Raw genomic sequence first — 14,140 nt, 5'->3', positions numbered from 1 at the left:
CTTGCAAATTGGCACATTAACAAGGTGTGGATATGTCATTACAGCACGGTAATCAGTTTGGGCTTAAATTTGTCCTCTTACAAGAAAAATTAAATAAAAATATATGGCACACGAATTCACAGATGCAAACTTTAAAACGAATGTTTTAGAATCTGATAAATTAACAGTAATTGATTTTTGGGCAGAATGGTGCGGTCCATGCCGTGCGATCGGTCCCGTAATTGAAGAGTTATCTAAAGAATACGAAGGCAAGGTTAATATTGGTAAAGTAAATGTTGACCACAATCCACAGGTTTCTATGAACTATGGTATCACCAGCATCCCTGCTATCCTTTTTGTAAAAGGTGGCCAGGTGGTAGATAAACTGGTAGGTGCACAACCTAAAGCCAACTTTGTAAAAAAGATCGAAGCATTAAAGTAAGCTGATTACAATTTTAATAAACGAGATCTCTCCCATTTACCGGGAGAGATTTTTTTTATGTGCGCCGAAATTCCATTTCGGCAAATGAAATTGTGCAACTTGTTTTTTTGCTCCGCCTGCGGCGGGAGAACGGGACACGGATTTTTATGATGGTGATGATCAACACAGGTAGATCATAAACAATCATAAGCATCATGAATATCTGCGTTCTAAAAAGCAAGCGCCGCAGGCGCTTGTAGGCCGAAAATGAATTTCGGCAAACGAAACGGCCTCCTTTCGGAGGCCGTTCTAAAATATCCAGAATAAGTATTAAGCTTTCTGTTCACCCTGCTGCGGTTTTGGCTGCGCTTCGGGTTTTGGTATCAAGGCCTTGCGGCTTAATTTAAATTTGCCGGTCTTTTGATCAATGTCCAGCAATTTCACTTTTACCTTATCACCTTCTTTGAATACGCCGTCCATATTTTCTAGGCGTTTCCAGCTTATCTCGCTGATGTGCAGCAAACCTTCTTTCTTAGGCAGGAACTCTACAAAAGCACCAAATTCTTTAATGCTCTTCACCGTTCCTTCGTAAGTATCGCCCACAACTGGTACTGCCACCAGGCCTTTGATCCATGCCAAAGCCCTGTCCAGTCCTTCTTTGTGTGCAGAGAAGATGCTTACTTCACCCACATTGTTCACTTCTTCAATATTTACAGTAGCGCCTGTTTCACGCTGTATTTCCTGTATCACTTTACCACCTGGCCCGATAACTGCACCGATGAATTCTTTATCGATGGTGATCTTAACCATACGTGGTGCATGCGGTTTCACATCTGCCCTTGCAGCAGGTATACATTCGTACATAGCGTTCAGGATGTGCAAGCGGCCATCACGGGCCTGTGATAATGCCTGGCGCATGATATCCATGCTCAAGCCATCCACTTTAATATCCATCTGTACACCGCAGATACCATCGCGGGTACCGGTAACTTTAAAGTCCATATCACCTAAATGATCTTCATCACCTAAGATATCAGTCAACACTGCAAATTTGCCTTCTTTGGTAATTAAACCCATTGCCACACCACTCACGTGCTTTGGAATAGGCACACCTGCATCCATCAATGCCAGTGAACCGGCACAAACAGTAGCCATAGAAGAAGAACCATTACTTTCTAAAATATCACTCACCACACGAACAGTGTAAGGATATTCGCTGCCCGGCATCATTTGCTTTAAAGAACGCATGGCCAGGTTACCATGCCCTACTTCCCTGCGGCCTACACCACGGATCATTTTTACTTCACCGGTAGAGAATGGAGGGAAATTATAGTGTAAAATGAATTTGGAATAATCTGATTTATGAGCGCTTTCTATTAACAGCTCATCCAGCGGTGTACCGAAAGTAACGGTGGTCAGCGACTGGGTTTCGCCCCTCGTGAATAAAGAAGAACCGTGCGGCGTTGGCAAAATATTGGTTTCCATTGCCAGCGGGCGGATATCCGTGGTACCCCTTCCGTCCAGCCTTACACGATCGTTCAGGATCATATCCCTCACTACGTGGTATTGCAGTTCGCCGGTATAATGGCCGATCAGTTTTTTATCTGCATCAGGCAATTCTTCACCTAAAAATTCTACTACTTCATCGTGCAGTTTGGCAAAAGCTTCGCTGCGCTCATGCTTGGCACTTGCTGCAGCAGCAATGGCATGCATTTTATCTTTTGCAAAAGCAATGATCTTTTCATTCAGCTCTTCGTTGCGGTAAGGTTTGGTATATTCTCTTTTTGAAGTGATACCAACTTTATCACGCAGTTCTGCCTGTGCTTTGATCTGGATGCGGATGGCATCGTGTGCCAGTTCCAGCGCTTTTACCAGGTCTTCTTCCTGGCATTCTTTCGCTTCACCTTCCACCATCATGATGTTCTTTTCAGTAGCAGCGATCACAAATTCCAGGTCGCAGGCTGCTAATTCAGTACGGGTGGGGTTGATAATGTATTCACCATTCTTACGTGCAATACGCACTTCAGAAATGATCTCCATAATGGGAATATCCGAAACGGCCAGGGCTGCAGATGCTGCCAGGCAGGCCATTGAATCAGGTAATACTTCTGCATCCGAAGAAATGAGGGTAACCAGTACCTGTACATCGCACAGGTAATCTTCGGGGAACAAAGGCCTTAAAGCCCTGTCTATTAAACGTGAAGTAAGAATTTCGTAATCGTTCAGCCTTGCTTCCCTTTTAAAGAAAGAACCGGGGATACGGCCTGCAGATGCAAATTTTTCCTGGTAATCTACTGAAAGGGGAAAGAAGTTCTGGCCATCTTTCGGCTCTTTGTTGGCAACAACGGTTGCTAACAGGATGCTGTCGCCTAAACGAACAGTAACGGCGCCATCGGCCTGGCGGGCCATTTTGCCGGTTTCGATGGTAACCATGCGGCCACCACCTATATCAAACGTAACAGATTTTGGTTGTAGTAAAGACATAAAATGATTTATGATTTGTGATTGCCGATCTGAGATTTACAGCAAGCCGGAAACCACTTATTAGGAATGTTGTAACAAACAATAATTCCCAACTGAGATTGTACAGTTGGGAATTATCCGAATATTACATAGTTGGAATAATTTATTTACGTAAGCCTAATTTTTCAATTAAACTCCTGTACCCTGTAAGGTCGTGTTTGCTGAGGTAGGTCAATAAACGTTTGCGTTGTCCAACCATTTTCATTAAACCTCTTTGAGAAGAGAAATCTTTTTTGTTAGATTTTAAGTGTTCAGAAATCTGGTTGATACGTTCTGTTAATAGAGCGATCTGGCCCTCAATAGAACCTGTGTTGGTAGCTTTGCCACCGTAAGTTGAAAAAATGGTTGCTCTTTTTTCGATTGTTAAATAAGGCATCTCTTTGTTTTTTAAATAACGTCTTGTTATAGTTTCTTTTTATATTCGGCGCAAAAGTACATAAAAAAATGGGTTTTGCGAGGTGGATTAAGGATTTTTTTTGAATATTGCTAATATATGAAACTGAATTTTGCCATAACAGGCTGTGGAAGAATTGCCAAAAGACATGCGGAACAGGCCGTAAAACAGGGCAATTTAGTGGCTGTTTGCGACATTGTACCCGCTAAGGCCGACGAAATGGCGGCGCTTTACAACGCCCAACCCTATTATTCGCTGGAAGCGATGCTGGCAGCCGAAAAAGAGCTGGATGTGGTAAGCATCTGCACCCCCAACGGTTTACATGCCCATCACTCTATTTTAAGCCTGCAGGCCGGTAATAACGTGCTGTGCGAAAAGCCTTTGTGTATCGCAATAGCCGATGCAAAGAACATGATAGCAGCAGCGGAAAAGGCCGGCAAAAAACTTTTCGTGGTAAAGCAGAACCGCTATAATCCCCCGGTGGCTTTTTTAAAAGAGCTGATCCATACCGGTAAACTGGGCCGGGTATTCAGCTTCCAGGTAAACTGTTTCTGGAACCGGCCCCCCGCCTATTATACCGGCTGGAAGGGCACCCGGGAACTGGATGGTGGAACATTGTTCACACAGTTCAGCCATTTCATCGACCTGGTATATTGGCTGCTGGGCGATGTGGCCGATGTAAAGACCATGACCGGCAATTTTGCCCATCCTTCCATTGCATTTGAAGATACCGGCGCTGTACTGTTCCGGATGAAAAGCGGCGCCATTGGCTCACTGAACTATACGGTAAACAGCTACGATAAAAATATGGAAGGCTCTATCACTGTTTTTGCTGAACACGGCACGGTTAAAGTAGGCGGTCAATACCTGAATGAACTGGAATACTGCCAAGTAAAAGACATCCGGGAACCGGAACTACCAAAGGGCAACCCTGCAAATGGCTATGGGTTTTACCAGGGCAGCATGAGCAACCACGATAAAGTATATGAAAACCTGGTACTTGCCTTACAAAACGATCAACATGAATTTGCCAGTGCCGAAGATGGGTTGAAAACGGTGGAGATCATTGAACGGATTTATGCCCCCTCCGCCCCCTAAAGGGGGAACTGCTTCCTGCTGAAAGAAGAAATTTTATAAACCAAAAATCTCAATGCCCGAAAATATAAAAAGAACTTTCGAGTCTAATGACGCTAAGGTCCCCCCTTTAGGGGGCGGAGGGGGCCACCTTGTCTTTTCGGTCACCACCGACCTCACCTACGACCAGCGCATGATACGCATTTGTACCTCATTAGCCAATTACGGGTATACTGTAACGTTAGTTGGCAGAAAGATGAAAGCCTCTCTCCCGCTTACGCAACAACCCTTTCAACAAAAAAGACTGCGCTGTTTTTTTGAAAAAGGGAAACTGTTTTATGCAGAGTATAATATCCGTTTGTTCTTTTACCTGTTGTTCAAAAAAATGGATTGTATAGGGGCAATTGACCTTGATAGTATTTTACCTTGCTACTTTGTATCCCGGTTAAAAAAAGTACAACGGGTGTATGATGCACACGAATTGTTTTGCGAAATGAAGGAAATAGCCACCCGGCCTGCTATTTACAAAATATGGAAGAAAATAGAACGGTATACGGTTCCAAAATTTATACATGGTTATACAGTGAACCAGCCGATAGCAGAGGAGTTTAAAAAAATGTATGCAGTTGATTATACCGTGATAAGAAATATTGCGCTGCTGCGCAACAGCAGCATTCCTGAAAAGAAAGAGAAATTCATTTTATACCAGGGCGCTGTTAATGAAGGCAGAAGTTTTGAAACGCTGATACCAGCCATGAAAGAAGTGAACGCACAACTGATCATTTGCGGTGATGGCAATTTTATGCAGCAGGCACAGCAATTGGTGCAGGAACATGGGCTGCAGCAGAAAGTGATCTTTAAAGGAAAAATAAAACCAGACGAATTAAGGGCCATTACACAGCAGGCTTATATCGGCGTAACACTATTTGATGATGAAGGGCTAAGCAATTACTATTCACTGGCCAACCGCTTTTTCGATTACCTGCATGCCGGCATTCCGCAGCTCTGTGTTAACTACCCCGTTTACAGGGAGATCAATGATCAATATCACATTGCGGTGCTGACCGATGATATCAGCGAAAAAAAACTCGCCGTTTTACTGAACAATTTGCTGGATAATGAAGTTGAGTATAAAACATTACAGCAAAATTGTTTAAAAGCAAGGGAACAGCTGAACTGGCAGCAGGAAGAAAAGAAATTATTCGAATTTTATAACCAAATATTTAACCACTAAGCGAATAAGGAAAAAGCAAAGAAAGTATTTATCTCTGCGAAAACTCCTTTTCTCTTTTTCTCTGTCCAAAGGACTCCTTCGGAGCGGTAAAAACATGAGTGAACGCCATTTACATATTGTTACACTGGATGTGCCCTGGCCGGCTAATTATGGCGGTGTGGTGGATCTTTTTTATAAATTAAAGGCATTGCAGCAACTGGGCATAAAGATCCACCTGCATTGCTTTACCAGCAACCGCCAGCCACAGGAAGAACTGAATAAATATTGCGTGAGTGTTGACTATTACCAGCGTAAAAAAAACCTGGGCAGTTTTTCTTTTTCACTTCCCTTCATTGTAAAAAGCAGGAAGAACAAAACACTGATCGATCATCTTAAAAAAGATAATTATCCTGTTCTGCTTGAAGGCATTCATTGCACTTACCCGCTTTATGCCAATGAATTGAACGACCGGAAAGTTACCGTACGCCTGCACAATACAGAGTTTGAATATTATAAACAACTGGCAAAAAATGAACGCAATTTTTTTAAGCGTTTATATTTTTTACACGAAAGCCGCCTCTTATTAAGGTACGAAAAAATTATTGCAGGTAAAGCCAGCCTGGTTGCAGTAAGCGAACACGATGTAGCTTTGTATCAACAACTGTTTGCAGCAAAGGATATTTATTATATGCCGGTATTTATACCACATAGCATTGTTACCGGCAAAGAAGGCAAGGGTTGCTTTTGTTTATACCATGGTAATTTATCAGTCAATGAAAATGAAGTAGCTGCAAAATGGTTGTTACAAAATGTTTTCAGCGAATTGGATGTACCCTTTGTAATTGCAGGTAAAGATCCCTCAGCACACCTGCAGGAATATGTAAAGCAATTTAAACATACCTGCTTACTGGCCAACCCCGGCGAAAAAGAAATGCAGGATCTTATTGCAAAGGCGCAACTGCATGTATTGCCATCTTTTAATAATACGGGTGTAAAATTAAAACTCATCAATGCTTTGTATAATGGCCGGCACTGTGTGGTCAATCATGCAGGAGTAGATGGCAGCAGCCTCGAAGGAATTTGTCATATTGCAACTGATGCTGCTTCTTTCCGGTCAGTGATCAACGATATCTATCAACAACCTTTTACAGAAGAAGAAAAAGAAAAACGTCAGGGATTGTTGCAAAGGGTATTTAATAATGAAGAGAACGCAAAAAAGTTAGCGGCAACCTGCGGGACGTGAATCGTGAGTGGTGAGTGGTGAGTCGTGAGTAGGGTTATAATTAATTTGAGTGAATAAACAAAAGGGAAAACTTGATCGTTTTCCCTTTAATAATTTAACAATAAAAACCAGGAAGATCAAACCGAAGGCTCACTCACGACTCACCACTCACGACTGACGACTCACCACTCACGTCTCACGCCCTACATTTCTATCGTAGCATTATCCCACACCCTGCCCTTTTCTGTCTTCAGCATTCTTGCAGGAAATTTATTGATCACCATGTAATCGTGTGTGGCCATGATGATGGTGGTATTATAGTCCCTGCAGATATGGAACAGCAATTGCATGATCTCATCGCTGGTCTCAGGATCCAGGTTACCGGTAGGTTCATCAGCAAGTATTAATTTAGGAGAGTTCAGTAATGCCCTGGCTACATCCACACGCTGCTGTTCGCCACCGCTCAACTCAAAAGGCATTTTAAATCCTTTTGTTTTCAATCCCACTTTATCCAGTACATCAGCGATCTTTTCATCCATCAGTTTTATATCCTGCCAGCCGGTGGCCCTCAAAACAAATTTCAGGTTCTCATTCACATTCCTGTCGGTAAGCAATTGAAAATCCTGGAACACCACGCCCAGGTTACGCCTTAAAAAAGGTACTGTTTTCCAGGTAAGTTGTCTCAGGTCATGGCCCACCACCCAGCCTTCGCCTTCGGTAAGCTGCAGATCGCCGTACATGGTCTTTAACAGGCTGCTTTTGCCGGTGCCGGTCTTGCCCACCAGGTACACAAACTCCCCTTTATCGATGCTGATATTCACATCACTTAAGATCAGGTTACGGTCGCCCTGGTAGATCTTTACGTTCTTTAATTCAACTATAGATTGAGACATAATACAATTTAGGTTTAGTGCTATCTGCGAACGCTGCGCAATCCGCGGGCAAATGCCTGCATTGCAAATTTAACTGTTACAACCTGCCGTTGGAAATAAAATTTCTTCACCATTTGTTAAAAACCGGTGAATAACTAAAAAAATAGTTGTTCGACTAAAAAAATAGTTTTATGTTTACAATACCTATTCATAAAAGACTCACAAATGAAAAACTTAACCAAAGCAGAAGAACAGATAATGCAGGTGATCTGGAAATTAGAAAAAGCATTTTTAAGAGAGATCCTGGATGAACTGCCGGCACCCAAACCGCACAGTAATACGGTGGCCACTATTATAAAGATACTCGTAGATAAAGAATTTGTAGGCATCACAGTCTTTGGCCGAACGCACCAGTACTATCCTTTAGTAAGCAAGGAAGCCTACAGCAAAACGAGTATGAAGAGCCTGGTAAAAGGATATTTTGAAGGCAGTTTCAGCAATGCCGTTTCATTTATGGTAAAGGAAAATAACATCAGCCTGGATGAACTGGAATTACTGCTGAAACAACTGAAGAAAAAATAATCGGGAAGGTTGAAAGTTCGAAGTTGAAAGTTGAAGGCCATAAGTATGCTTTTTAAATTAATTAACGGGTTTCATAAAAACTAATTTATGCTAACAATTGCTTATTATCTTTTAAAAGTGATCATCTGTTCCGGTATCCTGTATGGTTATTACTGGTTGATGCTGCGCAATAAGGTATTTCATAAATACAACCGTTTTTACCTCATGGCGTCGGTGGTGTTGTCGCTATCGTTGCCATTGATAAAGATCAATTTCTGGGAAAAGCAAACGGAGCAACCCACTGCTGTATTTAAAGTGCTGCAGGTGGTGAACAGCAGTGATGAATACATGGATAATATCATTGTAACAGCGAAAAGCAACTCTTTTGATACCGAACAACTGTATCCTATTGCTTACCTGCTGGTGTCGGTGGTACTGCTTGTATTCTTTATACACACACTGGTTGTCATCTTCAATCTTTTAAAAAAATATCCGCGGCAGCATATCGATAGCATTTCGTTCATTAACACAGATGCCAAAAGCACCCCCTTCTCTTTTCTGAATTATATTTTCTGGAATTACAATATCGATATGGAAACCACTACCGGTAACCAGATATTCAAACATGAACTGGCCCATGTGCAGGAAGGACATACTTACGACAAACTGTTCATCAACATTATTCTTATATTCTTCTGGAGTAATCCTTTCTTCTGGTTGTACCGCAAGGAACTGAATATGATACATGAATTTATTGCGGATAAAAAAGCAGTGGAAGACAGCGATACGGAAGCCTTTGCTGCCATGATATTGCAGGCCACTTACCCGCAACACCGTTTTCAACTCACCAATAATTTTTTCTACTCACCTGTTAAACGCCGGTTGCTCATGCTCATGAAAAACAAAAATCCTAAAGTGAATTATTTTGGCCGCATAATGGTACTACCCCTGGCACTATTGATCTTTGCAGCCTTTACACTAAAATCAAAAGGCCATGCTCATTTTTATAACGGTAAAAAGATAACGGTGGTGATCGATGCCGGTCATGGTGGTAAAGATGGCGGCATCAAAGCCATTGACGGTACCCTGGAAAAAGACCTGATGCTGTCGATAGCAAAAGAAATAAAAGAGCTGAATACAAATGACGCCATTGAGATCATTCTTACAAAAGAAGATGATCAGTATTTGACCAAAGAACAAAAAGCTGAATTTGCAAAGAGCCATAACGCAGCGATCTATATCACATTGCATGGCGGGGCAACTGCTACTGCTGCCGAAAAAGAATACGGCCTGGGTAATGTAATAGATGAGCAGCGTGGATTGAAATTGATGATCGGTCATGATGGTGGCACCAACGCAGCGCAAAGCAAATTGTTTGCTTCGGCTATCCTGACTGAATTCAGCAGTAATTATGCATTACCGGTTTCGCAGCAACTTTTTCAGCGTGCCATGTACACATTGGAAAACAACTCCTGCCCTTCTGTATTCATTGAAACCGGCTTAATGAACGATAAAAGCGATCTTGGTTATTTACAGTCTTCAAAGGGCAAAGAAACCATTGCGATCAACATTTTAAATGCCATTGAAAAATTTGCCAGCAGCAACCAGCAAAATACTGCTGCTGCCACTACAGCGGCAACGGATTACTTTTTTAATACACTGAACAAGTCTTCTAAAACTGATAGCCCGTCTGCAGGTTGTTTTATAAATGTAAGCCATGCGGATACCAATTATTTAAAAAGCAATGATTATAAGACCAAGGCGCTCGTGATAGTTGATGGAAAAGAGATGGGCAATGTGGGTTATAACTATGTGGAACAAAGCAATCTTACATACAGCAGTATTGTTATCTACAATCCTTACGAAGCAAGTAAATTGTACGGAACCAAAGGCCGCTATGGCGTTATCAAGTTGACGCAAAAAGATGCGATCTTTTTAACCGGTGATTCTGTTTTTTATAATGACAAAACAAAGCTGATCAAATTATCCGGTTCCAGCGCAACGATCAAGGGTAACCTGGAGAGTACGGTAATATATGTTGAAGGTAAAAAAATAACCCCGGCGGAACTGAATAAGATCGACCCTGCCACCATCAGTTCTGTAAATATTTTAAAAGGCGAAAAGCTGGATGAGATCGCAGGTGAGAAAGGTAAGACCGCGGTTATCAATGTATCCTTAAAGCCTGCTCCCCTGGAAGAAGTGGTGGTGGAAGGCAAGCCGATCTCTGTAAGGTCTGATCTTGCTGATGTGGTGGTAGATGAAAAGGTAAAGACCAGTCAGCCTATCACATTGAGTTATTTATCAAAAGTAAATGTGGATGCAAAAAACAATTCAGATGTTCTTTACGTGATCGATAATAAGATACAGACAGATAATTTTAACCTGAACAGTATTGCCCCGAATGATATTGCCACTATCAATGTTTTAAAAGACAAATCAGCCATCGAAAAATACGGCGACCGGGCGAAGGCTGGAGTTATCGAGATCATCACTAAAAGTAATGAACAGGCATTTGTAACTGTTGCAGACATCAGCAATACACCGGCTGTTATTAATAATGCCCCGGCAGTTATTTCGGTTGATAAAATGAATGTACTGTATATCGGTGTTGATAACCCGGTAAGTATTGCAGCGCCCGGTATTGCGCCGCAGGATGTACAATTGAGTATATCGCAGGGTTCTATTACCGGCGGCAACGGCAAATATATTGCACGGGTGGTATCTACCGGCGAAGCGATCATTTCCCTTTCTAAAAAAGGGTCGGACAAAGTGATACAGACTTTCAGTTTCCGGGTAAACAGGCTTCCAGATCCTGCTGAGATCACTGTTACAGGCAGAAAGTCTGCTAACGCTGTAGCAGGTACGCAGTTGCCAGCCGAAGAACAGGTGCAAAAAACAGGTGACATTAAAGAAGTGACCGTTACCGGGTATCAAAGAAAAGCTGACCCACTTAAAGAAGTGACCGTTGTTGGTTATCCTATTTTCACCAAAACAGAAATAGAGCCGGAATACCCCGGGGGCAGCGCTGCATGGAAAGATTTTATGGTAAAGAATTTAAACCCTGCTGTGCCGGTGGATGAAGGATGGAAAGCGGGTACTTATACGGTGATCGTACAGTTTGTGGTGCATACAGATGGCGCTGTTAGTGATGTTACCACCACTAACTATAAAGGCAGCAAGACCGCACAGCATTGTATCGACCTGATCAAGAAAAGTGCTAACTGGATACCTGCTATGCAGAATGGCCGCAAGGTAAATGCTTATCGTAAACAGCCCATTACTTTTGTAATTGAGCATGCCGGCAAAAGGGATGTTACTGAAATATACAGCGTACCACTGAAAGTGCATTTGATGAACGATGGAAAAGAAACGGTTTATAATATGGTAGGCAACGGCACATTCACCGTACAACCCAAAAACCTGTACCTGGTAAATGGTGCAATCAGCAACGATCCGGGCAATATCAAAAAAGAAACGATCACCTCCATGGAATCCTACGATGCAGGGTCAGGAGCACTGCAATTTGGTGATAAAGGGAAGTACGGAGTTACCATGATCACTACAAAAGGATAGAGTATTTATAACAGTATAGCCATAAAATACTTGTTAAAAAAGAGGGGAATCTGATTCCTCTCTTTTTATTTCAGGTATTATTTTTTTACATTTACTGCAAACGCAGCTCCATTAAAACCCTTTCTGCAATATTATACCTGCTATTATCAGGGATGTTTATTTCGCCCTTGCTGGTAAAAAGCCAGTATGTAGGTGGGGCATATTATAAAAGAAAATTAGCAGAAGCGGAGCCTCCAAAAACTTACACATGGAAAGATATTTATGTTGATACCCCCTTATATGTGGGCATGATCAATCGCATAAAGTTCACTGATATTGACCTGCAGCAATATACGATTGAGTTCTCTTCATTCAATTCTTATAAACAATCCGGCAACGTACAGGAATATGAGGCAACATTTACAGCACCGGGTACTACATCATTAATATGCAGAAACAAGCTCACCGGTAAAACAGCTTATATCTATCATTATAAGATAAAGCGATTACCGGCTGACGAATTTAAAGAAGAACCTGTCTTTTCTATTGAAAACGCTTATGGTAATAAAATAGGATTGTCATCTTTAAAAAATGCAAAAAAAGTGGTCATATCAAATGACCTGGCTTTTAAAAGTGCACAGGTATATTTTTCAGGTACGGGCTTTAAAAGTGTTTGGACACAAACACTTACTCAATCCTCTTTAAAAGAGCTGGATTCACTTATTGCCCTATGCCAGCCAGGATCTCAAATAATATTTGACAATATATACATCACTGCAAAAAATGGTAAAGCATACGGAATAGAAGGGAAAAGCTATACAGTGATAACTGATGAAGAACTAAAAAAGATCCAGGACAATAGTTTAGCTGAATTCCGGAGGCTTATAAACCTCGATTTTGTGAGGGGCACTATCTATTTCTCAGGCGCTAATTTTTCTACTATACAACAGGTTTTTGGTAAAGATATGAATACAGAAAAGCATAAAGTATCAGAGCGTTGCGCTCCTGGTTCTGTAATTACCTTTGACAACTGCGTGTATAAAAACGAAAAAGGGATATTGACCGTTTTAGAAAACAGGTCCATTAAACTGCAATAGATCATCCATACACGATCTCTTCTCCTTTTACCTTTATCACCAGCTCTTTTTTATCACTCTCCTCCACCCTTCCGATCACCTGTGCTGCAATACCAAATTGATTGGCCGCAGCGATCATTGTTGCAGCATCTGCAGCATCGCAATAGATCTCCAGGCGGCAACCCATGTTGAATACTTCGTACATTTCACGATTGTTGCTGCCGCTGTTCTGCTGAATGATGTTGAATATTTCCGGTGCGTCAAATAAATTATCCTTGATCACTTTTAAGTAGCGCTTCGTAACATGGTCTGACGCCCCGTCTGACCATGCTTCCGGAAGATACTTCATACACTTGGTTTGCCCGCCGCCGCTGCAATGGATCAATCCGTGTATCTTTTCAAAATGTTCTTTCAGCAGCACGCTTAATACGGGTGCGAATGTCCTGGTGGGACTTAACAAGAGTTTACCGACGGTAGTGAGTTGTGAGTGGTGAGTTGTGAGTTGGACCGTATCGGTTAGTTTATGTTTACCGATGTACACCACATCATCAGCAAGGCCGGTGTTATAACTTTCTTTAAAATTATCTGCATAGAATTTACCCAGCACATCATGTCTTGCACTGGTAAGGCCATTGCTGCCGATACCGCTGTTGTATTCCGTTTCATAACTGGCCTGGCCAAAACTGGCAAAGCCAACGATCACATCCCCTGCTTTTATTTTATCATTGCTGATGATCTTATCTTTTGGCCAGCGGCAGGTCATGGTGCCATTTACAGCAACCGTACGCACTACATCGCCCACATCTGCCGTTTCACCACCGAGGTAATGAATATTTACGCCGAATGTTTTTAACGTATCAAACAATTGCTGGCTGCCGCCGATCACCTGCTCCAATACTTCGCCGGTGATCAAATGTTTATTGCGGTCGATCGTGGAATTAAAAACAATATTATCGTAAATGCCTACGCACAGCAGATCATCCAGGTTCATCACAATAGCATCCTGCGCAATACCTTTCCAGATAGAGATATCCCCCGTTTCCTTCCAATACAAATAAGCCAGAATACTTTTGGTACCGGCGCCATCTGCATGCATGATATTCACATAAGCATCATCGCCACCTAAAAAATCGGGATATACTTTGCAGAATGCATTGGGGAACAGGCCCTGGTCAAGGTTTTTAACAGCAGCGTGTACTTCTTCTTTTTGTGCCGAAACACCTCTTTTTGCGTAAAGGGACATTGTAGATGGT

Annotated in this window: 11 protein-coding genes; 7 read left to right on the top strand and 4 right to left on the bottom strand. The window is 42.0% G+C overall.

The window, feature by feature from the left end; translation table 11 throughout:
• The first annotated feature begins 103 nt into the window (after window positions 1-103).
• Window positions 104-421 (top strand): thioredoxin, encoded by a 318-nt coding sequence (gene trxA / locus QM738_RS18790; RefSeq protein ID WP_462278283.1) that lies wholly within the window; start codon window positions 104-106, stop codon window positions 419-421.
• A 309-nt stretch (window positions 422-730) separates the two neighbouring features.
• On the opposite strand, the gene pnp is transcribed toward trxA, so the two are convergent.
• Entirely contained in the window at window positions 731-2,884 is a 2,154-nt protein-coding gene (gene pnp, locus QM738_RS18785; protein WP_462278282.1) for a polyribonucleotide nucleotidyltransferase, read from the bottom strand.
• 142 nt (window positions 2,885-3,026) lie between these two features.
• Window positions 3,027-3,299, bottom strand: coding sequence for a 30S ribosomal protein S15 (gene rpsO, locus QM738_RS18780; RefSeq protein ID WP_462278281.1), 273 nt, complete (start codon window positions 3,297-3,299; stop codon window positions 3,027-3,029).
• Between the two features lie 117 nt (window positions 3,300-3,416).
• On the opposite strand from rpsO, the gene QM738_RS18775 reads away from it, so the two are divergent.
• The 3 genes from QM738_RS18775 (at window position 3,417) to QM738_RS18765 (ending at window position 6,847) form a co-directional block, all read left to right on the top strand.
• On the top strand, window positions 3,417-4,415 hold the full coding sequence (locus tag QM738_RS18775; protein ID WP_462278280.1) for a Gfo/Idh/MocA family protein: 999 nt from the start codon (window positions 3,417-3,419) through the stop codon (window positions 4,413-4,415).
• Window positions 4,416-4,467: 52 nt separating this feature from the next.
• The gene (locus QM738_RS18770; RefSeq protein ID WP_462278279.1) at window positions 4,468-5,625 is read left to right on the top strand and encodes a glycosyltransferase; all 1,158 of its coding nucleotides are present in this window, start codon (window positions 4,468-4,470) and stop codon (window positions 5,623-5,625) included.
• Window positions 5,626-5,719: 94 nt separating this feature from the next.
• Window positions 5,720-6,847, top strand: a complete 1,128-nt coding sequence (locus QM738_RS18765; protein WP_462278278.1) for a glycosyltransferase — start codon at window positions 5,720-5,722, stop codon at window positions 6,845-6,847.
• Between the two features lie 182 nt (window positions 6,848-7,029).
• Here the strand turns inward: QM738_RS18765 and QM738_RS18760 are convergent, their stop codons facing one another.
• On the bottom strand, window positions 7,030-7,719 hold the full coding sequence (locus tag QM738_RS18760) for a cell division ATP-binding protein FtsE (RefSeq protein WP_462278277.1): 690 nt from the start codon (window positions 7,717-7,719) through the stop codon (window positions 7,030-7,032).
• A 204-nt stretch (window positions 7,720-7,923) separates the two neighbouring features.
• On the opposite strand from QM738_RS18760, the gene QM738_RS18755 reads away from it, so the two are divergent.
• From QM738_RS18755 to QM738_RS18745, 3 genes are all read left to right on the top strand, one after another.
• Window positions 7,924-8,280 carry a BlaI/MecI/CopY family transcriptional regulator gene (locus QM738_RS18755; RefSeq protein WP_462278276.1) on the top strand — a complete coding sequence of 119 codons (357 nt, stop codon included), beginning with the start codon at window positions 7,924-7,926 and terminating at the stop codon, window positions 8,278-8,280.
• A gap of 87 nt (window positions 8,281-8,367) precedes the next feature.
• The gene (locus QM738_RS18750; RefSeq protein ID WP_462278275.1) at window positions 8,368-11,832 is read left to right on the top strand and encodes an N-acetylmuramoyl-L-alanine amidase; all 3,465 of its coding nucleotides are present in this window, start codon (window positions 8,368-8,370) and stop codon (window positions 11,830-11,832) included.
• A 152-nt stretch (window positions 11,833-11,984) separates the two neighbouring features.
• On the top strand, window positions 11,985-12,908 hold the full coding sequence (locus QM738_RS18745) for a hypothetical protein (RefSeq protein WP_462278274.1): 924 nt from the start codon (window positions 11,985-11,987) through the stop codon (window positions 12,906-12,908).
• A gap of 1 nt (window position 12,909) precedes the next feature.
• Here the strand turns inward: QM738_RS18745 and QM738_RS18740 are convergent, their stop codons facing one another.
• Entirely contained in the window at window positions 12,910-14,130 is a 1,221-nt protein-coding gene (locus QM738_RS18740) for an AIR synthase related protein (protein WP_462278273.1), read from the bottom strand.
• Between the last annotated feature and the right edge of the window lie 10 nt (window positions 14,131-14,140).

It is taken from the genome of Ferruginibacter sp., assembly GCF_049840995.1.
Lineage (GTDB): Bacteria > Bacteroidota > Bacteroidia > Chitinophagales > Chitinophagaceae > Ferruginibacter.
This window is presented reverse-complemented; position numbering and strand designations above follow the sequence as displayed.